Genomic DNA, 20,946 nt, shown 5'->3' on the forward strand with positions numbered 1-20,946 from the left:
GCCGCTTCGTTACAGCCCAGGTCCGCCCATACGGAGCACACCCTCGCGCGGAGGCCCGGTCGTCCCCCGGACGACCAGCTCGGCGTCGAACACGACGCGCCGGTCCACGGGGCGACCAGCGATCAGGTCGAGGACGAGCGCCGCCGCCGTCGCCCCCTGGGAGACGACCGGCTGGCTCATCGTCGTCAGTCCCACGAGCTCCGAGATCTCGTGACCGTCCACCCCGACGATCGACAGCTCCTCAGGCACCCGGATGCCGCACTCACGAGCCGCGAGCAGCGCACCCATCGCCATCTCGTCCGACGCGACGAACAGCGCCGTGAGCTCCGGAGCGCGCTCGAGCAGCCTCCGCGCCGACTCCTTGCCGCCGTCGATGTCGAAGAACCCGAACTCCTCCCAGCGCGGGTCCGCCGCCACCCCCGTCTCCTCGAGCGCGGTCAGCCAGCCCTGTCGGCGGTCCACCGGCGGCGTCCACCGCCGCAGGTCGTCCGGCGTCCCCGTGATGTGCCCGATGTTCCGGTGCCCCAGCGACAAGAGGTAGCGCACCGCCTCGACGCTCAGGCGCACGTCGTCGATCCCGACGATCGGATGGTCCGAGCTGCCCGACCCGATGAACACGATCGGCTTGCCGAGCGTCTCCAGCGACCGGACCTCGGTGTCCTCGAGCGGCAGCCCGACGACGAGGATCCCGTCCACCCGGCGACGCAGCACGTCTGGGTCGACCCGAGGGGTGCGCCCGTTCTCCGACACCGCGAACGAGTACAGCAGGACGTCGAAACCCACCTCGCGCAGAGCACGCTCCGCGCCCTCGATCACGTTGGAGAAGAACCACCGGTTCACCCAGGGGGTGAGCAGGCCGATCGTGTGGGTCCGACCGGAGGCGAGCGCCGCCGCGAGAGGGGAAGCGCGGTACCCCATCTCCGAGGCGACGGACAGGACGTGCTCACGCGTCTTCGCTGACACGTTGGGCATGCCACGGAGAGCTCGGGACACGGTCGCGGTGGAGACACCGGCCGCCCGGGCAACATCATCGATGCCATGCGCCACTGGCTGATTGTGCACGCAAGCGGGCGTGGAACGCTAACGGCGAGGGGGCTCAGCACCCTCGAGGCGATCGAGCACGGCGCGCAGCACCGCGGCGACGCCGTCGTCCAGGATCGAGCCGGTCACCGTGTCCGCCGCGGCCACGACCTCCGCCGCCGCGTGACCCATCGCGACGCCGCACGCAGCCCAGCGCAGCATCTCGACGTCGTTGCCGCCGTCGCCCACCGCGACCGTCGCGCGCTCGTCGACACCGAGACGGACGCGCACACGCTCGAGCGCAGACGCCTTCGACACGTCCTGCGGCGCGACGTCCATCCACATGAGGTCCGCGATCGAGAAGTGCGTGTCCGACAGGCCGAGCTCGGCGAGACCCGCCCGCAACGCGTCGACAGGCTCGCCCGCGTCGACCGCGACGATCCGTGTCGTCGTGCGCCCCTCGAGCTCGCGCAGGTCGACCACGGTCTGCCGCCCCATGATCGTGCGGTCCGGGAAGCGCTCGGCGACCCAGTAGCCGACGCCGACCTCCTCGACCGCGAAGAGCGTGCGCGGCATGTGGTGCAGCACGAGGTCGAGCGCGGGGCCCGCCGTGAACGTCACGGCGTCGTCGATCTCGTAGCCCTGCGTCCCCCCGAGGCGGGCGGTCACCGAGCCGTTCGACGCGACGAGGTAGCCGTCGTCGAGGCCGAGCTCGTCAGCGACGGGCAGGAGCGCGACGAGGGGCCGCCCCGTCGCGAGCAGCACGTGGCTGCCCGCCGCGCGGATCTCCCGGACGAGAGACTTCGCCTCCGTGGAGATGAAACCGTCGTCGGTCATGAGCGTGCCGTCGACGTCGAGCGCGACCAGGTGGTCGGCGCCGTCCGGCGCCGGCAGCACCGAGTCAGGCCAGCGGAGCCGCGGCTCCCGCACGTCCTCGAGACCGGCGGGGCACCCGCTCATGCGGTGACGGGCGTGAGGACCTCCAGGCCGCCCAGGTAGGGGCGCAGCCCCTCGGGCACACGGACGGAGCCGTCCGGCTGCTGGTGGTTCTCGAGGATCGCGACGATCCAGCGCGTGGTCGCGAGCGTCCCGTTGAGCGTCGCGACCGCGCGCGTCTCGACCTTGCCCTCGGCGTTCTCGACGCGCTCGCGCACGCCCAGGCGGCGCGCCTGGAACGTCGTGCAGTTCGACGTCGACGTCAGCTCGAGGAAACGCTGCTGCGTCGGCAGCCACGCCTCGCAGTCGAACTTGCGGGCAGCCGAGGAGCCGAGGTCGCCCGCAGCCGTGTCGATCACCCGGTAGGGCAGGCCGACGAGCGCGAGCATCTCCTCCTCGAGCGCGAGCAGGCGCTCGTGCTCGGCCGCCGCGTCCTCGACGCGCGCGTACGAGAACATCTCGACCTTGTGGAACTGGTGCACGCGGATGATGCCGCGGGTGTCCTTGCCGTACGAGCCGGCCTCACGGCGGTAGCACGCGCTCCAGCCCGCGTAGCGCAGCGGGCCGGCCGACAGGTCGACGATCTCGTCGGAGTGGTAGCCCGCGAGCGCCACCTCGGACGTCCCGACGAGGTACTGGTCGTCGGCCTCGAGGCGGTAGATCTCGTCCGCGTGCGCACCGAGGAACCCGGTGCCGCGCATGATCTGCGGGTTGACGATCGTCGGCGTGATCATCGGCGTGAAGCCGTGCTCGAGCGCCTTGTCGACAGCAGCGTTGAGCAGCGCGAGCTCGAGGCGCGCGCCGATGCCGGTGAGGTAGTAGAAGCGCGAGCCGGAGACCTTGGCGCCGCGCTCGGTGTCGATCGCGCGGAGCATCTCGCCGAGCTCGAGGTGGTCGCGGGGCTCGAAGCCCTCCGCGGCGAAGTCGCGGCGGGCGCCGACCTCGCGCAGCACGACGTAGTCGTCCTCGCCGCCGGCGGGCACGCCGTCGGCCACGACGTTGGAGACCTTCATGAGCAGCGCGTCGAGGGTCTCGCCAGCCTCGGCTGCGTCCTTCTCGTACGCCTTGACCTGCTCGGCGAGCTGCTTGGTGTGCGCGAGCAGCTCCGTGCGCTCCTCGGGCGACGACGCCTGCGCGACCTTCTTGCCGTGGGACTTCTGCTCGGCACGCAGCGTCTCGAACTCGACGAGGGCGGAACGGCGGCGGGCGTCCGCGTCGAGGATCTGGTCCACGAGCGCCGGGTCGTCGCCACGGGCGACCTGGCTCGCACGGACGACGTCGGGCTGGTCACGCAAGAGCTTGAGATCGATCACGAGCCCACCTTATCGGGCCATGGCTCACCGCCACCGCTGCGTCCGTGCGGCTCCGGGCGTCGGTCCAGGTCGGGCGGTGGAGGTCAGGGGGCGCTAGCCTCGCCAGCATGAGCTCGATGTCGCCCTGGGAGATCGTCTGGATCTGCCTGTCCCTCGTGATGGCCGCGACTGCGCTCACCGTCTCGATCCTGCTGTGGCGCGAGCGTCGCCGTCCCTGGCGGCGCTCGCAGGCTCACGGTCTGCCCGACGGCGCAGCGGGGGACGAGGCCGCGTCGCCCCCGCCGCGTCGCGTCGTCGCGTTCGTCGCCAACCCGTCGAAGCCCGACGTCGCGTCGCTCAAGGAGCCCGTGCTCGCGGCGTGCCGCGCGACCGGCCTCGAGCCGCTGTGGATCGAGACGAGCGTCGAGGACCCTGGGGTCGGGCAGGCGCGCGAGGCCGTCGCACAGGGCGCCGAGGTCGTCGTCGCGACGGGCGGCGACGGCACCGTCCGCGCGGTCGCCGAGGCGATGGTCGGGACCGGCGTCCCCATGGGTCTTCTGCCCGTCGGCACGGGCAACCTCCTCGCCCGCAACCTCGACATCCCCGTGACAGACCTCGACGAGGCGCTCACGATCGCGCTCGACGGCCGCGACCGCTCGATCGACGTCGGCTGGCTCGAGGTGCTCGAGGCCCCGGCGCCGGACGGCGACGAGGACGAGGCCGACCTCGCCGAGGTCGGCTCGAAGCACCTCTTCACCGTGATCGGCGGCGTCGGCTTCGACGCTGCGATGGTCGCCGACACCAACTCGACCCTCAAGGCGAAGGTCGGCTGGATGGCCTACTTCGCCGCCGGCGTCCGGCACCTGCACGGCCGCCGCCTCGAGGCGTCGATCCAGCTCGACGACCAGCCAGCCGTCACGACGCGCCTGCGCACGCTCCTCGTCGGCAACTGCGGGCGCCTCCCGGGCGGCATCACGCTCATCCCCGACGCCGTCGTCGACGACGGCATCCTCGACATCGCCGCGATCGACACGCGCGGCGGCATCGCCGGCTGGGCCCAGCTCTTCGGCGAGGTCGTCCTGCAAGGCCTCGGGGTCAAGACGGTCGAGCTGCCGAACCGCATCGGCCGGATCGACCACACGCAGTGCCGCTCCGTCACCGCACGCATCCGCGGCGGCGAGCAGGCCCAGGTCGACGGCGACATCATCGGCCGCGCGAGCGCGATCAAGGCGTGGGTCGAGCCCGGCGCCCTCGTCGTCCGCAACCCTCGCCGCATCACCCTCGCGCGGTGACCCGCCCGTAGGCTGGGCCGGTGAGCCTCCTGACCCGAACCCGCCGTCCCCTCGCGCGTCTCGGGACGGCCGCGGTCCTCGGAGGTCTCGCCCTGAGCGCGATCCTCCCCACCGCCGTCGCCGCCCCGGCCCCGCCCGCCGTCCAGGTCGTCGTCGTCGGGACCACCGGGGTCCAGTGGGAGGACGTGTCGCCCGAGGCGACCCCGGCCCTCTGGGAGCTCGCCGGTCGTGGCGCGGTCGGGAGCACGGTCGTGCGCAACGTGCGCTCCTCGACGTGCCCGGCCGAGGGGTGGCTCTCGCTGTCCGCGGGCACCCGCTCGGGCGACACGACGTACGAGTACCCCGAGGACGCCGAGGACCGCTGCCGCGTCCTCGACGAGCCGAGCGGCCGCGCCGACGCCGCGGTCCCCGCGTGGGACGCGTACGTCACCTCCGCCCGCGACGGGCAGTACGACGCCGTGCCCGGCACCCTCGGCGACATCCTCGCCGAGGCGGGCCTCACCACGGCCGCGTTCGGTCCCGGCGCCGCGATCGCCCTCGCAGGCTCGGCCGGCCAGGTCCCGAGCTGGGCTCCGGTCGACGACGCCCTCACCCCGGCGCTCGTCGACCGGCTCGCCGCCGCCGACGTCGTCGTCGTCGACGCAGGCACCGTACGCGGCGAGACCGCGGCCGAGCGCGCGAGGGGCGTCGCCGCGGTCGACTCGGTCGTCGCCGACGTCCTCGACGCGCTCGAGACGTCCGCGACCCAGCCGCTCGTCCTCTTCTCGTCCCTCGCCGACTCGGCGCGCGCGCCGCGCCTCCAGGTCGCCGCCGCCGTCGGGCCGCTCACGCCCGGCAGGGACGCCGCAGGTCTCCTCGACTCGGCGTCGACACGGCAGCCCGGATACGTGCTCGGCTACGACCTCACGCGGACGATCGTCGACCGCGCCGCGCCCGGCACGACGAGCACCGCGTCCCACCGGTTCGACGGCTCGCCTCTGCGCGCCGACGGCACGGCAGCATCCCTCGCCGCCCGCGTCGAGGGCCTGCGCGACGACGCGCTCCGCTCCGTCGTCGTCCGCACCGCCGTCTCGCCGTTCTACGTCCTGTTCACGGTCGCGAACATCCTGCTGCAGGTGGTCGTGAGCCTCGGGATCGCACGCGCGACCCGCTCGTCCGCCGAGGATGGCAAGGACAGCGACGTCGGCGGCTACCCGCTGCGCTGGCTCCGCGCCGTGCGCACGGCCGGTCTCGCGCTCGCGGCCCTGCCGACCGCGACCTACCTCGCGAACCTCGTGCCGTGGTGGCGCTCGCCGGTCCCCAACCTGACCGTGACGGCCGTCGTCTCCGCGATCGTCGGCGCGGTCGTCGCCCTCTGCCTCCTGCCCGCCGTCCGCCGCCGCCCGCTCGGGCCGTTGACCGTCGTGACCGCCCTGACGGCTGTCGTGCTCGCGGTCGACGTCGCCCTCGGTGCCCGACTCCAGCTCACCTCGCTCATGGGCACGCAGGCGCTCGTGGCAGGCCGCTTCTACGGCTTCAACAACACGGCGTTCACGCTCTTCGCGACATCGACCGTCCTGCTCGCGGCGATCGCGGCGACGCCGCTCGTCGCACGCGGGCGACGCCGCACGGCAGCCGTGGTCGTCGCGCTCATCGGCCTGGTCGCCGTCGTCCTCGACGGCCTGCCGTCGATCGGCGCGGACTTCGGCGGGCCGCCCGCGCTCGTTCCGGGCTTCGCCGTCCTCGTGCTGCTCGTCCTCGGAGTGCGCCTGACCTGGCGGCGCGTGCTCGCGGTCCTCGCCGCCGGGGCCGTCACCGTCTCCCTGTTCGCCGTGCTGGACTGGCTGCGGCCGGAGGGCGAGCGCACCCACCTCGGCGCGTTCGTGCAGACCGTGCTCGACGGCGGGCTGTGGGGCGTGGTCTCCCGCAAGCTCTCGCAGAACGCGAGCAACCTCGTCGGCACGCCGTTCACCCTCATCGCGGTCGGCGCGGCCGTCCTCGTCTACCTCGGCGTGCGCCGCGCGGGGGGCCGTCTCGAAGCGCCCCTCAAGCTGGTGGCCCGTGAGCTCCCGGTCCTGGGTGCGGGCCTGATCGCGCTCCTCGTCGTCCAGACGATCGCGTTCGCGCTCAACGACTCGGGGATCATCATCCCCGCGATCGCTGCGACGCTCGCACTGCCGCTCGTCGTCGCGACGTTCGGTCGCGTCGCCGAGGTCAGCGCTGCCGACCGCCCAGGACAGAACGCATCTTCCGCGCGTTGACCGCGAGGATCACGTCCCGGTACTGAGCTGCCCGGTGCAGGGTGCCGCGCAGGTCCTTCTTCGACGGGCGGTGCCGCAGGTCGCACGGGACCTCGACCGCGACGTAGCCGCGGCGCACGAGGTCGATCGTCATGCCCGTCTCGACGCCCCAGCCGTGCGCGAGGGGCGTCGCCGCCTCGAAGGCCTCGCGCGTGAGGCAGCGCTGGCCGGAGAGCGGCTGGGTGGGCGTCCAGCCCGTGAGGCTCGCGATCGCGCGGCGGGCAGCGCCCACGACGATGCCGTGGCCGCCCGCGCCCGGCTGCGGCGGTAGGAGCGCGATCGACATGTCGGCGGCGCCCTTGAGGACAGGTGTGATCAGGGGGGCCGTGTTGACGGCCGTCTCGCCGAGGTCACCGTCGATGAACAGCAGGAGGCGGGCAGGGCGGTCGCTCGAGTCGCGCATCGCGACGATCGACGCCCCGGTCTCCATGGCCGCGGCCTTGCCGCGGTTGTGCGAGTGGCGCACGACGACGGCGCCAGCCTCGCGCGCGACGTGCTGGGTGTCGTCGTCGCTGCCGTCGTCGACGACGAGGACGAGGTCGACGTAGGGGATCGCCCGTGCTGAGCGCACGGTCGCGGCGATCCGCTTCGCCTCGTCCTTGGCGGGGATGATGACGGCGACGCGTTGACGGGTACGGCCGTTCGGGCCGACCTGCGGGCGGGGCGTCTTTGCCACCGGGAGGTCCGTGGACTGCGCGGGCGTCGTCGCCTGCTCCGTCCGGTCCTGTGGATCGTGTGTCACACGGTCCACCCTAGTGGAGGCCACGTGGTTCTGCTGAATCGGTCTAGGTCCACCAAGAATCCGCAAAGAGGCGTGCGCGAGGCCCCGCCGCCCGCCCTCACGGGGCGGTCGACGGGGCCTCGTGGCGGGGTCAGCGGAGCGTGACCTGGCGGGCGATGATGCCCGCCCGCGCGCGGCGCTCGTTCGAGTCGAGCGGCTCGGTGTTCTCGAGGGCCGGCGCGAGGAGCGCGGCGAACGCCTCGGCGTCCGCCTCCAGCTGCTCGATCGTCGTGCCCGCGACGATGTCCCACACAGGCACGCAGATGCCCGACGAGCGGAACGCACCGAGGAAGCGGGACTTGCCGAGCGACGACTGACGCTTCGCGTGCAGGCGCGCGATCGCGTCGATCAGGCGGTCCTCCTCGACAGCCATCGACCAGCGCAGGTAGCGGCGCGCACCGAAGTCAGCGAGGTAGGCGCTCTCGACGCCCGCGAGCTTCTCCGTCGGGATGATCGTCGAGGCGGCCTCCTCGAGGGACTCCTTGAGGTCCGGCGTGATCTCCTGGGCCGGGTCGAGCCAGTAGTCGAAACCGTCGTGGATCGTCACCTCGAACGGGACGGTCAGGTCGAGGACGTCCTGCAGGCGCGGGCCCTCGCCCGGCAGGCCCACGGTCGTCAGGGACGTGCCCGGCTCGAGCTCCATGACGGCGAGCAGGTTCGCCGCAAGGTCACGGCTCGTGTCGCCCGAGCCGCCCTGCCCCTGGATCGAGAGCAGGATCGCGCCGTCGGCACGGTGCAGCGCCGGCCACCCGCCGGGGAGCGTCGTCGTCACGACGACGTCGCGCGCGCCGTGCTCCTTCGTCGTGCGGGCGGTCGCCGTGGCAGCGGGGACGACCTCGCGCAGCGCGACCCAGTCCGCCTCGCCGGGAAGGTTCTCGAACGGACGCAGCACGAAGTCGGGGGTGGGGTTCTTGGCCATGCGCTCATCGTACCGGCCGCCCTCTGCCGCGGCGCAGGGCGGCCCCGCGGCCCGCGCGGAACGTGCCGCCACCGTCCGCAACAGGGTCGGAGGGCCCAGATCCGCGGCGCGCCCGCGTCGGAGCGAGTGGCAGGATCGGAGCATGCATCCTCGAGCTGGAACCGTTGCCCTCCCCGAAGACCTCATCGACGTCGACGCGTTGCTCGGCGCCTACTACGACCGCACACCCGACCTCGACGACCCCGCGCAGCGGGTCGTCTTCGGCACGTCGGGCCACCGCGGGTCGAGCCTCGACGGCGCCTTCAACGAGGCGCACATCGTCGCGACCACGCAGGCGATCGTCGAGTACCGGCGCAGCCAGGGCATCGACGGACCGCTGTTCATCGGCCGTGACACGCACGCCCTGTCCCTGCCCGCGTGGCAGTCCGCGCTCGAGGTCCTCGCCGCGAACGACATCGACGTGCGCATCGACGCCCGCGACTCCTACACCCCGACCCCCGCCGTCTCGCACGCGATCCTGCTGCACAACGGTGCAGGCACGTCCGAGGGCGTCCGCGTCGAGGGACCCGGCCTCGCCGACGGCATCGTCGTCACGCCGTCGCACAACCCGCCGCGCGACGGCGGCTTCAAGTACAACCCGCCGCACGGCGGCCCCGCGGACTCCGACGCGACCTCCGTGATCGCCGCGCGCGCGAACGAGATCCTGCGCGACGGCGTCGGGCAGGTGCGACGCGTGTCGCTCGAGACGGCGCTCGCCGCGCCGACGACGCACAAGCACGACTTCCTGTCCGCGTACGTCGACGACCTCGCGAACGTCGTCGACTTCGACGCGATCCGCACGGCGGGCGTGCGGATCGGCGCCGACCCGCTCGGCGGGGCGTCCGTCGAGTACTGGGGCGAGATCGGTGAGCGGTACGGCCTCGACCTCACCGTCGTGAACCCGACCGTCGACCCGCGCTGGGCGTTCATGACCCTCGACTGGGACGGCAAGATCCGCATGGACTGCTCGTCGCCGAACGCGATGGCGTCCCTCGTCGGCGCGATGCGTCCCGCCGCGGGCGGCCCCGCACCCTTCGACATCGCGACGGGCAACGACGCCGACTCGGACCGCCACGGCATCGTGACGCCCGACGCGGGCCTGATGAACCCGAACCACTTCCTCGCGGTCGCGATCGACTACCTGTTCTCGGGTGCACGCCCGGGCTGGCGGCCCGACGCAGCGATCGGCAAGACCCTCGTGTCCTCGGCCCTCATCGACCGGGTCGCCGCCGGCCTGGGGCGCCGCCTCGTCGAGGTGCCGGTCGGCTTCAAGTGGTTCGTGCCCGGGCTGCTCACCGGCGAGGTCGGCTTCGGCGGGGAGGAGTCCGCCGGGGCGTCCTTCCTGCGGACCGACGGCAACGTCTGGACGACCGACAAGGACGGCCTGCTCCTCGCCCTGCTCGCCTCCGAGATCCAGGCGAAGACCGGCAAGTCCCCGTCGCAGCGGCACGCCGAGCTCGTCGCCGCGCACGGCGAGTCCTGGTACGCGCGCGTCGACGCCCCCGCCACGCTCGAGGAGAAGGCGACGCTGTCGAAGCTCGACCCGGCCCAGGTCCGCTCCACCTCGCTCGCGGGCGAGGAGATCGTCGAGAAGCTCACCGCAGCACCGGGCAACGGCGCAGCGATCGGCGGCCTCAAGGTCACGACGAAGAACGCCTGGTTCGCGGCGCGCCCGTCGGGCACGGAGAACGTCTACAAGGTGTACGCCGAGTCGTTCGTCTCGGCAGAGCACCTCACGCAGGTCCAGGAGGAGGCCAAGCAGGTCGTCTCCGACGCGCTCGCCTGAGGAGGCTGACCGCTGCGGCCCCTGCGGGCCGACGCAAGAGTGAGGGCCGGTGCACACGATCCGTGTGCACCGGCCCTCACTCTTCTCTCTGCAGGGAGTGCCCCGTCAGCCTCGGAAGGCCCGCTGCACCGCTTCGGTGAGGCGGTCGAGGCGGTGCGCCGCGATGGTCCAGCGCTGCCACACGAGCTGGCGTTCCACCGGCTCGAGGCCCGGCACGGGGACGAGCTCGGGTGCAGCCTCGACCTGCCCGTCGAGGAGCATGCCCCAGCCGAGACCGGCACGCACCGCTGTCGCGAACGCGCTCGGGCTCGGCACGGCGGGGCCGCGCCCGGCGGGCGGCAGGCCCGCGGCGCGGAGCGCGGTGTCCTGCAGCTCGTCTTTCGCGTCGAAGCGCACGGCGGGCAGTCGCGGGACCTCGTCACGGGTGCGGACGCCGTAGCGTGCGAGCAGGTCCGGGTGCACGCGCGGGCTGTAGCGCACGACGCCGAGCGGCTCGGCCCGGCAGCCGGGGGCAGCGACCGGGTCGGTCGAGACGGCGGCCATGACGGCGCCGCGTCGCAACAGGTCGACGGCGTGCGCCTCGTCGTCGGCGACGACCTGCAGGTGCGTGTCGTGCCAGGACCCGGCCGCGACGAGGACGTCGCGGAACCAGGTGGCGAGGGAGTCGGCGTTGACGGCGACGGTCAGGGGGACGGGCTCGGCGCCGGCGGGCACGCCGCCGATCTCCGTGGCGAGCTCTGCGGCGAGCAGTGCCTGCTGGCGGGCGTACCTCAGGACGGGTGCTCCGTCGTCGGTCACGGTCGACGGGGTGCCGCGGCGGACGAGGATCCGACCGAGGGAGGTCTCGAGCGCGCGGATGCGCTGGCTCACGGCGGACGTGCTGATCCCGAGCTCGTAGGCGGCCCCCTCGAAGGACCCTTCGTCGGCGATCGCGGCGAGCGTGGCGAGCTGCTCCGGACTGATGAAGAACTGCTTCACGGGGAACAGATTATCGCGTTCGCCTTCACGGACCCGGTCTGCTTAGCCTCGCCCCGTGAACACGACTCTCACAGCCCTGACCACCGGCTTCCTCGCGAGCCTCGGCCTCATCGTCGCGATCGGCGCCCAGAACGCCTGGGTGCTGCGCCAGAGCCTGCGCCGCGAGCACGTCGCGCTCGTCGTCGCGATCTGCGTCGCGTGCGACGTCGCCCTCATGGCCGCAGGGACCGCCGGGCTCAGCGTGCTCCAGGACACCGCACCGTGGGTGCTCGAGGTGCTGCGCTGGGGTGGCGTCGTCTACATGCTCGCGTTCGCCGCGACATCCCTCCGCTCCGCGCTCAAGCCCCTCCAGGGGCTCGTCGCGAGCGAGGCCCGGCCCGCACGCTCCGCCGCGCTCACGACCCTCGCCGTCACCCTCCTCAACCCGCACGTCTACCTCGACACCCTCGTCATGCTCGGGACCGTCACCAACAGCTTCGGCGACCTGCGCTGGGTCGCGGCAGCCGGGGCGATGGGCGCGAGCGCCGCGTGGTTCTCCCTCGTCGGGCTCGGCGCGCGCGCCCTGTCGAGCACCCTCGACCGCCCGACGACGTGGCGCGTGATCGACGGCGCCGTCGCCGTCGTCATGGTCGCCATCGCGGTCAGGCTCGCGGTCGGCTGACGGTGGCCGATCTCACCACCGGGGACCGGGAACCCGGTGAGAGAATGGCGCAATGGCATTCGGCGGGCCCTATCGGGCGATCCTTGCGCGCCCTGGCGCGGCTCAGTTCTCGATCTCCGGGCTGATCTCCCGCTTCCCGATGGCCATGGTCGGCATCGGCGTCGTGCTCATGATCCAGGGCCTGTACGGCTCGTACGAGCTCGCGGGGCGCGTCTCCGCCGTCTACGTCCTCGCGCAGGCCGTGTGCGGCCCGCAGATCGCGCGGCTGATCGACCGGCACGGCCAGGCCCGCGTCATGCGGCCCCTCCTCGCCGTCTCCGCCACCGGCATCACAGGCCTCATGATCGCCGCAGTGTCTGACGCGCCGTCGTGGGCGCTGTACGTGATCGCGGCCCTCGCGGGCTCGACGATCGGCTCGATGGGCACCCTCGTGCGCGCCCGCTGGACCCTCCTGCTCGACAACCCGCACGACATGCACACCGCCTACTCGCTCGAGGCGGCGCTCGACGAGGTCGTCTTCGTCCTGGGGCCGGTGCTCGCGACGTGGCTCGCGACGTCGGTCACCCCGTGGGCCGGTCTCGTGTTCCCCATCGTGGCGATGCTCGCCGGCGGCTACTGGTTCCTCTCGCTCAAGGCGACCGAGCCGGTCCCCGTCCCGCAGACGAAGGCTGAGCGCCCGCCGACCGTGCTGCGGTTCGGTGCGATGGTGATGCTCGTCCTCGTGTTCGTCGCCCTGGGCGGCGTGTTCGGCGCGGGCGACGTCGCCACGATCGCGTTCGCCGAGGAGCAGGGCAACAAGGGTGCCGCGGGCATCGTGCTCGCGATCTTCGCGGCGGGCTCGCTCGTCTCGGGTCTCTGGTACGGCTCGCGTCGCTGGGTCGCGCCGGTCTGGGCGCGCTTCACCGCGGCGATGCTCGCGCTCGCGGGCGGGGTCGCGCTGTTCCCGCTCGTGAGCTCGCTCCCCGCGCTCGCGGGCGTCATGTTCGTCACCGGCCTGGCGATCGCGCCGTCGCTCATCGGCGGCAACGGGCTCGTCCAGCTGATCGTCCCTCCGGCCCAGCTCACCGAGGGCCTCACGTACGTGGGCACGGCTCTGGGCGTGGGCGTCTCGTTCGGCTCGTCGATCGCGGGCTCGCGGATCGACGCTGCGGGTCCGCACGCCGGGTTCATCGTGGCGATCGTGTGCGCGGGGACGGGCGCGGCGCTGGTGCTCGCGTCGATGGGGATCTTGCGTCGCTCGAGCACGCGGCGGGTCGTCGACGACGTCGACTGACCTGCGCTGCGCTCGTACGCCCGTCCCGCTCGTGCGGGGCGGGCGTTCGTGCATCTGGGACACGTGAACCTCTGGCGCAACCGTGACTTTCCGGGCACCGTGTTGCCATGACTCGCGAACCAGTACCTAGTTTGGGAGATTGCTAGCCTGGCTAACCACTTTCCGTTACCCTGAGCCGTACCCGAGAGCGCAGGAGCAGCAATGGTCACCGTCACCGCACCGAGCATCACCGCGCCGCAGCGCCAACCCGCTACCCAGGCCACCCCGTGCGAAGCCTTCTTCGCCGCCGGCGATCACCACGCCGAGCTCCTCGACCCGCCCGGCACGGCCTACCGAACCCTGTGGGAAGCGATGCGCGACGCCGCCGGCGGCGGCAAGGGCGCCCGCCCCCAGCTCGTCACACGCACCTACGCGGCGCTCGGCGGCACCGACCTCGAGGTCGCCGCCCACGTCGGCGACGCGGTCGAGCTCCTGCACGGCGCGTTCGTCATGCACGACGACGTGATCGACCACGACACCACCCGGCGCGGCCGGCTCAACGTGAGCGGCCAGCTCGCGCGGCGAGCCCGCGCCGCCGGAGCCTCCCCCGGGGCCGCCACAGCGTTCGGCGACGCCGCAGGCATCCTCGCCGGCGACCTCGCGATCGCCGGCGCCATCACGGCCGTCGCCCGCACCAAAGCCCCCCAGCACGTCGTCGCCAAGCTCCTCGAGCTCTTCGAAGAGGCCATCCGCACGACCGCCGCCGGAGAGCTCGCCGACGTCGAGCTCAGCCTCGGCACCGTCGAGCCCAGCCTCGAGGACGTCCTGCAGATGGAGGAACGGAAGACCGCCGTCTACTCCTTCGTCCTCCCGCTCCAGGCCGCCGCGACCCTCGTCGACACCGAGCGCGCGACGAGCATCCTGCCGATCCTCGACCTGCTCGGCCGCCACCTCGGGCTCGCGTTCCAGCTGCAGGACGACGTGCTCGGCACGTTCGGCGACCCCGCGCACACCGGAAAGTCCAACCTCACCGACCTGCGCGAGGGCAAGCACACGCCGATCATCGCCCACGCCCGCACCACCGGTGCCTGGGAGAGCGTCGCGCCGTACCACGGCGCCGCCGACCTCGACGAGCAGGGCGCAGCGATCGCCCGTGCCGCGCTCGAGGCATGCGGCTCGCGTGCGTTCGTCGAGGCGCTCGCGTTCGACCACATGGCTGCCGCCCGCGCGCTCGCACGCGCCGCAAGCCTGCCCCACGACCTGGTCGAATGGCTCGGAGCGCTCCCCTCCCGGGCAGCACGTCAGTCGCGCGCAGCATGACCGCCGCCGACAGAGCCCGGTACGACGACGCCGCGCTGCGCGCCAGCTCGACCATCATCGACGCCTACTCGACGAGCTTCGGGCGCGCCGCCCGCATGCTCGCGGAACCCGTCCGGACGCAGGTGCGCAGCATCTACGGCCTCGTGCGCCTCGCCGACGAGATCGTCGACGGCGCGTTCGACGGGACGACGGTCGAGGACCGCCGCGCGCTGCTCGAGGACCTCGAGGCCGAGACGGCCCGCGCCGTGGAGCGCGGCTACTCCACCAACCTGACCGTGCACGCGTTCGCCCTGACCGCCCGAGCCGCGGGCATCGACGCGGAGCTCACCGGGCCGTTCTTCGAGTCCATGCGCACCGACCTCGCCCGCACCGAGCACGACGCGTCGTCGCTCGACGCGTACGTGCACGGGTCCGCAGAGGTCGTCGGGCTCATGTGCCTGCGCGTCTTCCTCCTCGACACCCCCGGCACCGCCACGGACCGTCAGCGACGCTACGAGCACCTCGCGCCCGGCGCCGTCGCGCTCGGGGCGGCCTTCCAGAAAGTGAACTTCCTGCGCGACCTCGCCGCCGACCGCGACGAGCTCGGCCGCAACTACCTCCAGGTCGCGCCCACCCGCCTCACCGACACCGAGCGCGACCACATCCTCGACGACATCGACCGCGACCTCGCGACCGCCCGCGCGACGATCGGCGAGCTGCCCCGCTCGAGCCGCCGCGGCGTCCACGCCGCGCATGCCCTCTTCGCTGCGCTCTCGCACCAGCTCCGCCGCACGCCCGCCGCGACGATCGCCGCGCGCCGTGTGCGCGTCCCCACCCGCACCAAGATCGCCGTGCTCGCCCGCGTCGCCCTCGCCGACGCCCGCCCCGGCCGAACCCGTGAGGTGACATCGTGACCCGCAGCCGAGTCGTCGTCGTCGGAGCCGGCATCGCCGGCCTCGCCACCGCCGCGCTCCTCGCCCGCGACGGGCACGACGTCGAGGTCATCGAACGGCGCGACGACGTCGGCGGCAGGTGCGGCGTCTGGGAGTCCGACGGCTTCGTCTTCGACACAGGCCCGTCCTGGTACCTCATGCCCGAGGTGTTCGACCACTTCTTCGAGCTCATGGGCACGACCACCGCCCGCGAGCTCGACCTCGTGCGGCTCGACCCCGCCTACCGGGTCATCACCGAGGACGACGCCGCGACCGGCCGCGCACCGCTCGACGTCCGCTCAGACCTCGAGGACTCCGTCACCCTGTTCGAGACCGTCGAGCCCGGCGCGGGCGAGCGCCTGCGCGCCTACCTCAAGCTCGCACGCGACGCATACGAGCTCGCCGTCGAGCGCTTCCTCTACACGAGCTTCCAGTCGCTGCGGCCGCTCTTCCACCGCGACGTGCTGCGGCGCACCGGCACGCTCATGTCCCTGCTGCTGCGCCCGCTCGACAAGCACGTCGCCCGGTCGTTCCGCGACCCGCGGCTGCGCCAGGTGCTCGGCTACCCGGCCGTGTTCCTCGGCACGAGCCCCGACCGTGCTCCGAGCATGTACCACCTCATGAGCCACCTCGACCTAGCCGAGGGCGTGCGCTACCCCCAAGGCGGCTTCGGCACCGTGATCGACGCCGTCCGCAAGGTCGCGCTCGAGGCGGGCGTCTCCATCGTCACCGGCACCGAGGTCACCGCGGTCCTCACCCGCGAGGGCCGCCACCCCGGCACCGAGCGGTCCGGCCGCTCCCCGCGCACGTCACGCACGGGGCGCGCGCACGTCACCGGGGTCGAGGTCCGCGACGCCGACGGGACGCACCTCGTCCCGGCCGACGTCGTCGTCGGAGCGGGCGACCTGCACCACCTCGAGACGCGCCTGCTCCCTGAGAACCTCCAGACCTACCCGGAGCAGTGGTGGGCGGGCCGCGACCCGGGTCCAGGCGCCGTCCTCGTGCACCTCGGCGTGCGCGGCGAGCTGCCCCGGCTCGTCCACCACACGCTGCTCTTCACGTCCGACTGGGACGCCAACTTCGACGCCGTCTACGGCAAGAATCCGCGCGTCCCCGACCCCGCCTCGCTGTACGTGTGCACGCCGTCGCGCACCGACCCGAGCGTCGCGCCCGACGGCCACGAGAACATCTTCATCCTCGTGCCCGTCCCCGCCGACCCCACGGACGGGCCGAGCCTCGGCCGCGGCGGGATCGACGGCGCAGGCGACGCCGCGGTCGAGAGCGTCGCCGACGCCGCGATCGCCCAGGTCGCCGCGTGGACAGGCGTCACCGACCTCGCCGAGCGGATCGTCCTGCGCCGCACCGTCGGTCCGGGCGACTTCGCCACCGACCTGCTCTCCTGGCGCGGCGGCGCCCTCGGGCCCGCCCACACCCTGCGGCAGAGCGCGATGCTCCGCGGGCGCAACGCGTCCCGCCACGTCGACGGGCTCCTGTACGCGGGCGGCTCCACCATCCCCGGGATCGGCCTGCCGATGTGCCTCATCAGCGCGGAGATCGCGCTCAAGAGGTTGCGCGGCGACACGTCCACCGGGCCGCTGCCCGCCGACACCCTGCGCCACCGCCCGCCCGTGACCCCCGGACGTCCGGCGTGACCGGCTGGTACCTCGGCGCGCTCGCCCTCTCGTTCGCGGGCGTCGTCACGATCGACGCCCGCTGGAAGGTCGCCCTCTTCGCCCGCGAGCGCCGCGCCCGCGCCCTCACGGTCGCGGTGACGCTCGTCGGCGCGGTCGGCTTCCTCGTGTGGGACGCCGTCGCGATCTCCCGCGGGTTCTTCGGCCGCGGCGAGAGCCCCGCGATGCTCGGGATCGAGGTCGCGCCGCACCTCCCCGTCGAAGAGCTCGTGTTCGTGACGTTCCTCAGCTATCTCACGCTCGTGGTGTTCGCCGGCGCGCTGCGCCTCCTCGGGCAGGACGCGCGCACGACGCCGGAGGTCAGGTCGTGACGTACCTGGACCTCGCCGTCATCGCGCTCGCGGTCGTCGTCGTGCTGCACGTCGCGTGCGTCGTCGTCGCACGACGGCGCGGCACGCTCCCGCCGCGGTTCGCCCTCGCGGTCGCCGTGACCGTGGTCGTCCTGTGCGTCCTGACCGTCGTGTTCGACTCGCTCATGGTCATGTCCGACCTGTTCCGCTTCGACGAGGACCGCCTCACCGGCGTGATCCTCTGGCGCGCGCCGCTCGAGGACCTCGCCTGGCCGCTCGCGGCCGGGCTCCTCCTGCCCGCCCTGCGCGTCGCGCTCGCGCCCCGCCCGAGCCACCCCGCGTCCCCCGCCTCGACCGACCGCCAGCTCCAGGAGCACGCATGACCTCCCGCGACGCCGTCGCCCACCACCCCGAGCGCACGAGCCTGCTGCGCGGCCTCGTCGGCACGTCCCGACCCCTGTCGTGGATCAACACCGCCTACCCGTTCGCCGCGGCCTACCTCCTGGCCGGAGGCGACCGGTGGTGGCTCATGGCCGTCGCGACCGTGTTCTTCCTCGTGCCGTACAACCTCGCGATGTACGGGATCAACGACGTCTTCGACTACGAGTCCGACCTGGCCAACCCGCGCAAGGGCGGCGTCGAGGGCATCGTCCTGGACCGGCGCCTGCACCGCGCGACGCTGTGGGCGTCCGCGCTCACGTGCCTGCCGTTCGTCGTCGTGCTCGTCGCCGCGGGCACGGTCGCGTCGACCGCGGTGCTCGCCGTGTCGCTGTTCGCCGTCGTCGCGTACTCGGCGCGCGGGCTGCGCTTCAAGGAGAAGCCGGTCCTCGACTCGCTCACGTCCTCGACGCACTTCGTGTCGCCCGCCGTCTTCGCCGTGACGCTCGCCGGCGGCGACTTCACCGCACCCGTGATCGCGGTGCTCGCCGCGTTCTTCGCGTGGGGCGCCGCATCGCAGGCCTTCGGCGCCGTGCAGGACGTGCGCGCCGACCGCTCCGCCGGGATCGCGTCCATCGCGACCGTGCTCGGCGCGCGACGCACCGTCCGGATCGCGATCGGCGGCTACCTGCTCGCGGCCGTGCTCATGCTCGGCGCAGGCTGGCCCGGGGTCCTCGGCGCCGTCATCCCGCTGGGCTACGCCGTGTCGATCGCACCGTTCCGCACCCTCACGGACGACGACTGCGAGCGGGCCAACGTCGGCTGGCGCCGATTCCTCTGGCTCAACATGGTCGCGGGCTTCCTCATCACGCAGCTCGTGATCGTGATCCTGCTGCAGCGCTGAGCGGCCTGCGGCTCACGCCCTCCCGCCGGCGCCCGTCGCGTCATGACGGGCGGCAGCCGCGAGCAGGTTGCGCGCCATCGCCGGGAAGATGAGCGCGTGGAACGGCCAGATCGCCCACCAGTACGCCTTGCCGCGCAGCCCGCGCGGAAAATAGATCGCCCGCTGCCGGTAGCGCGTCCCACCACCCTCCGCCGGCTCGACCACCATCTCGAGCCACGCCGAGCCCGGCACGCGCATCTCCGCGCGCAACCGCAGCAGGTGCCCGCGCTCGATCGCCTCGACCCGCCACCAGTCCACCGCGTCACCCACCACGAGCCGCTCCGGGTGCCGCCTCCCCCGCCGCGCACCGACACCACCGACAAGCTTGTCGAGAATCCCGCGCACCGCCCACGCGACCGGCAGCGAGTACCAGCCGTTGGCCCCGCCCACGCCCTCGACGACCCGCCACGCGTCCGCGACCTCGACGCGCGCCGCCGTCCGCTCCCGCTCGTCGACGTACACGGTCAGGCCCGCCCACGCCGGGTCGCTCGGCAGCGGGTCCGCCGGCACGCCCGACGACGCCCCCGCCCACGTCGTCTCCACGTCGCCGCGGCTCATCTTGCCCAGCGCCAGCCGCACCGCCTCGCGGTACGGCGTCAGCCCGCCCGGCGGCAGCGGCACGAACCGGTCGATGTCGTGCTCACGGCTCACGGCGTCGTGCTGGAGAGACTGCACGAGCGGCACAGCCATGCCGTGCGGGATCGGCGTCACGAGCGTCACCCACCAGCCCGCGAGCCGCGGCGCAGGCGTCGGCAGCGAGTAGATGCGACGCCTGGGCAGGCCCGCCTCGTGCATGTACCCGTACATGAGCGCCGCATACGTCAGGACCTCGCGCGAGCCCAGGTCGAACCGGCGGCTCACCTCGAGCGGCACGCCGACCGCCCCGACGAGGTAGTGCAGCACGTCACGCACCGCGATCGGCTCGATCCGGTTGCGCACCCACGCCGGCGCCGGCATGACCGGCAGGTTCTCCGTGAGGTGCCGGATCATTTCGAACGACGCCGAGCCCGACCCGATCACCACGCCCGCCTGGTAGACGATCGTCGGGACGCCCGACGCGAGCAACGCCTCACCCACCGCCGTCCGCGAGCGCATGTGCGCCGACAGCTCGACGCCGTCCGGGTGCAGGCCGCCCAGGTACACGATCCGCCGCACCCCAGCCCGCCGAGCCTCGCGGGCGACCGAGCGCGCCATGTCGAGCTCCGTCGTCTCGAAGTCGCCGCTCGCCCCCATCGAGTGCACCAGGTAGAACAGCACGTCTACGTCGCCCGCCGCGTCGTCGCCCGCGCCGTCGGGCCGCAGGGCGCGGGCCGTGTCTCCCGCGTCGCCCAGGTCACCCTCGACGACCTCCACGTCCCCGCGCCACGGAACCTCCGCGAGCCTGCCCGCGTCGCGGGCCAGCACCTTGACGCGGTGCCCCGCTGCGAGCAGCTCCGGGACGAGCCGTCCGCCGAGGTACCCGGTCGCGCCGGTCACGAGCACGGTCACGGGCGAGGGCAAGAGCTGCGGGGCTGCGACGTCGTCCATCTCCCCAGCCTGCGGCGTCCGGCGGGGACGCGCAGCCCGAGCCGAGCCGCCCGGGTCAGGCGCGCCAGTGCGTCGTGACGACGTCCGCGAGCGCACGCACGAGCGCCCGGACGGTCACGACCTGCCACACCGCGCCGTGGACGACGATGTCGTCGAAGCGTCGAGCGTCAGGACGCGCCATCGCGCGCCGCACCACCTCGACCACGGGCATCGTCCCCGGGACCGTCACCGGCCCCCAGTCCACGACCTCCCCCACCTGGCGGCGGGCGAGCAGCGCGCGACCGTACCCGAGCGTCCCGGCGCTCAGCGCCAGATGGCGCTCACGGGAGATCAGGCCGACACGGTCGGCGTCGTCGCTGCTGCACACCGCGACCGATGTCACGTACGCCGGCCGGAAGATCTCCGCGACGACCGGATAGAGCGTCGTCGCCTCCACCACGTCGATCGGGGCGGCGAACCGACCGACCGGTGCGAACGGGTCGTCGAGGCGGTCGATCGCGGACTCGTGGCGGCGGCCGTCAAGGTGCGGCGCGATGGTGCGGGTGATCATGGATCGATCCTGCACAGCCCACCACCGGGAACGAAGCCCTGCACGAGAACGTGGCTCAACGTTCATCGCCCCGCCCCCGCCACGTCACCCGGCGCCGCGGA

At 73.2% G+C, this 20,946-nt stretch carries 19 protein-coding genes; 11 read left to right on the plus strand and 8 right to left on the minus strand.

The window, feature by feature from the left end:
• Window positions 1–9 precede the first annotated feature (9 nt).
• Genes HF995_RS04860 through serS form a run of 3 tightly spaced genes read right to left on the minus strand, consistent with a single transcriptional unit; the run spans window position 10 to window position 3,269 of the window.
• Window positions 10–1,062 carry a LacI family DNA-binding transcriptional regulator gene (locus HF995_RS04860; protein WP_350308734.1) on the minus strand — a complete coding sequence of 351 codons (1,053 nt, stop codon included), beginning with the start codon at window positions 1,060–1,062 and terminating at the stop codon, window positions 10–12.
• 18 nt (window positions 1,063–1,080) lie between these two features.
• Window positions 1,081–1,980, minus strand: a complete 900-nt coding sequence (locus HF995_RS04865) for an HAD hydrolase family protein (RefSeq protein ID WP_168446627.1) — start codon at window positions 1,978–1,980, stop codon at window positions 1,081–1,083.
• Entirely contained in the window at window positions 1,977–3,269 is a 1,293-nt protein-coding gene (gene serS, locus HF995_RS04870; RefSeq protein ID WP_168446628.1) for a serine--tRNA ligase, read from the minus strand. The genes HF995_RS04865 and serS overlap by 4 nt, the downstream gene beginning before the upstream one ends.
• A 107-nt stretch (window positions 3,270–3,376) precedes the next feature.
• Between serS and HF995_RS04875 the strand changes: the two genes are divergently transcribed.
• Both HF995_RS04875 and HF995_RS04880 read left to right on the plus strand, forming a co-directional pair.
• Complete coding sequence (locus HF995_RS04875) at window positions 3,377–4,540, plus strand: diacylglycerol/lipid kinase family protein (RefSeq protein ID WP_286189201.1); 1,164 nt, start codon at window positions 3,377–3,379, stop codon at window positions 4,538–4,540.
• Window positions 4,541–4,560: 20 nt separating this feature from the next.
• Window positions 4,561–6,780 carry a hypothetical protein gene (locus HF995_RS04880; RefSeq protein ID WP_168446629.1) on the plus strand — a complete coding sequence of 740 codons (2,220 nt, stop codon included), beginning with the start codon at window positions 4,561–4,563 and terminating at the stop codon, window positions 6,778–6,780.
• Here the strand turns inward: HF995_RS04880 and HF995_RS04885 are convergent.
• Window positions 6,734–7,495: a glycosyltransferase family 2 protein gene (locus HF995_RS04885; protein WP_350308765.1), complete on the minus strand. Its 762-nt coding sequence runs from the start codon at window positions 7,493–7,495 to the stop codon at window positions 6,734–6,736. The two genes, HF995_RS04880 and HF995_RS04885, sit on opposite strands and share 47 nt — an antisense overlap.
• Before the next feature lie 196 nt (window positions 7,496–7,691).
• Window positions 7,692–8,519: a DUF5926 family protein gene (locus HF995_RS04890; RefSeq protein ID WP_168446631.1), complete on the minus strand. Its 828-nt coding sequence runs from the start codon at window positions 8,517–8,519 to the stop codon at window positions 7,692–7,694.
• Window positions 8,520–8,661: 142 nt separating this feature from the next.
• Between HF995_RS04890 and pgm the strand changes: the two genes are divergently transcribed.
• Entirely contained in the window at window positions 8,662–10,344 is a 1,683-nt protein-coding gene (gene pgm, locus HF995_RS04895) for a phosphoglucomutase (alpha-D-glucose-1,6-bisphosphate-dependent) (protein WP_168446632.1), read from the plus strand.
• Window positions 10,345–10,449: 105 nt separating this feature from the next.
• Here pgm and HF995_RS04900 read toward each other — a convergent pair whose 3' ends face one another.
• Window positions 10,450–11,322: an ArgP/LysG family DNA-binding transcriptional regulator gene (locus HF995_RS04900; RefSeq protein WP_350308735.1), complete on the minus strand. Its 873-nt coding sequence runs from the start codon at window positions 11,320–11,322 to the stop codon at window positions 10,450–10,452.
• Between the two features lie 55 nt (window positions 11,323–11,377).
• Between HF995_RS04900 and HF995_RS04905 the strand changes: the two genes are divergently transcribed.
• The 8 genes from HF995_RS04905 to HF995_RS04940 all read left to right on the plus strand — a co-directional run bounded on the left by HF995_RS04905 (window position 11,378) and on the right by HF995_RS04940 (window position 18,729).
• Complete coding sequence (locus HF995_RS04905) at window positions 11,378–11,983, plus strand: LysE/ArgO family amino acid transporter (protein ID WP_168446633.1); 606 nt, start codon at window positions 11,378–11,380, stop codon at window positions 11,981–11,983.
• Window positions 11,984–12,035: 52 nt separating this feature from the next.
• Window positions 12,036–13,256 (plus strand): MFS transporter, encoded by a 1,221-nt coding sequence (locus HF995_RS04910; RefSeq protein WP_168446634.1) that lies wholly within the window; start codon window positions 12,036–12,038, stop codon window positions 13,254–13,256.
• Window positions 13,257–13,457: 201 nt separating this feature from the next.
• On the plus strand, window positions 13,458–14,555 hold the full coding sequence (locus tag HF995_RS04915) for a polyprenyl synthetase family protein (RefSeq protein WP_168446635.1): 1,098 nt from the start codon (window positions 13,458–13,460) through the stop codon (window positions 14,553–14,555).
• The gene (locus tag HF995_RS13790) at window positions 14,552–15,448 is read left to right on the plus strand and encodes a phytoene/squalene synthase family protein (protein ID WP_168446636.1); all 897 of its coding nucleotides are present in this window, start codon (window positions 14,552–14,554) and stop codon (window positions 15,446–15,448) included. Before HF995_RS04915 ends, HF995_RS13790 begins: the two co-directional genes overlap by 4 nt.
• Entirely contained in the window at window positions 15,445–17,118 is a 1,674-nt protein-coding gene (gene crtI, locus HF995_RS13795; RefSeq protein ID WP_350308736.1) for a phytoene desaturase family protein, read from the plus strand. The genes HF995_RS13790 and crtI overlap by 4 nt, the downstream gene beginning before the upstream one ends.
• A complete protein-coding gene (locus HF995_RS04930; protein ID WP_168446637.1) occupies window positions 17,115–17,468 on the plus strand; it encodes a lycopene cyclase domain-containing protein in 354 nt (117 codons plus the stop codon). Before crtI ends, HF995_RS04930 begins: the two co-directional genes overlap by 4 nt.
• Window positions 17,465–17,830 (plus strand): lycopene cyclase domain-containing protein, encoded by a 366-nt coding sequence (locus tag HF995_RS04935; protein WP_168446638.1) that lies wholly within the window; start codon window positions 17,465–17,467, stop codon window positions 17,828–17,830. The genes HF995_RS04930 and HF995_RS04935 overlap by 4 nt, the downstream gene beginning before the upstream one ends.
• Window positions 17,827–18,729, plus strand: a complete 903-nt coding sequence (locus HF995_RS04940) for a prenyltransferase (RefSeq protein WP_168446639.1) — start codon at window positions 17,827–17,829, stop codon at window positions 18,727–18,729. The genes HF995_RS04935 and HF995_RS04940 overlap by 4 nt, the downstream gene beginning before the upstream one ends.
• A gap of 12 nt (window positions 18,730–18,741) precedes the next feature.
• Here HF995_RS04940 and HF995_RS04945 read toward each other — a convergent pair whose 3' ends face one another.
• Both HF995_RS04945 and HF995_RS04950 read right to left on the minus strand, forming a co-directional pair.
• Window positions 18,742–20,295 (minus strand): SDR family oxidoreductase, encoded by a 1,554-nt coding sequence (locus tag HF995_RS04945; protein WP_168446640.1) that lies wholly within the window; start codon window positions 20,293–20,295, stop codon window positions 18,742–18,744.
• Between the two features lie 55 nt (window positions 20,296–20,350).
• Window positions 20,351–20,845, minus strand: a complete 495-nt coding sequence (locus tag HF995_RS04950; RefSeq protein ID WP_168446641.1) for a CBS domain-containing protein — start codon at window positions 20,843–20,845, stop codon at window positions 20,351–20,353.
• Between the last annotated feature and the right edge of the window lie 101 nt (window positions 20,846–20,946).

Source organism: Sanguibacter hominis ATCC BAA-789 (genome assembly GCF_012396185.1).
GTDB classification, from domain to species: domain Bacteria; phylum Actinomycetota; class Actinomycetes; order Actinomycetales; family Cellulomonadaceae; genus Flavimobilis; species Flavimobilis hominis.

Coding starts and splice junctions, on each gene's coding strand:
- HF995_RS04865 (WP_168446627.1), bottom strand. CDS start 1,980: ATGAGCGGGTGCCCCGCCGGTCTCGAGGACGTGCGGGAGCCGCGGCTC.
- HF995_RS04875 (WP_286189201.1), top strand. CDS start 3,377: ATGAGCTCGATGTCGCCCTGGGAGATCGTCTGGATCTGCCTGTCCCTC.
- HF995_RS04890 (WP_168446631.1), bottom strand. CDS start 8,519: ATGGCCAAGAACCCCACCCCCGACTTCGTGCTGCGTCCGTTCGAGAAC.
- pgm (WP_168446632.1), top strand. CDS start 8,662: ATGCATCCTCGAGCTGGAACCGTTGCCCTCCCCGAAGACCTCATCGAC.
- HF995_RS04910 (WP_168446634.1), top strand. CDS start 12,036: ATGGCATTCGGCGGGCCCTATCGGGCGATCCTTGCGCGCCCTGGCGCG.
- HF995_RS04915 (WP_168446635.1), top strand. CDS start 13,458: ATGGTCACCGTCACCGCACCGAGCATCACCGCGCCGCAGCGCCAACCC.
- HF995_RS13790 (WP_168446636.1), top strand. CDS start 14,552: ATGACCGCCGCCGACAGAGCCCGGTACGACGACGCCGCGCTGCGCGCC.
- HF995_RS04940 (WP_168446639.1), top strand. CDS start 17,827: ATGACCTCCCGCGACGCCGTCGCCCACCACCCCGAGCGCACGAGCCTG.
- HF995_RS04945 (WP_168446640.1), bottom strand. CDS start 20,295: ATGGACGACGTCGCAGCCCCGCAGCTCTTGCCCTCGCCCGTGACCGTG.
- HF995_RS04950 (WP_168446641.1), bottom strand. CDS start 20,845: ATGATCACCCGCACCATCGCGCCGCACCTTGACGGCCGCCGCCACGAG.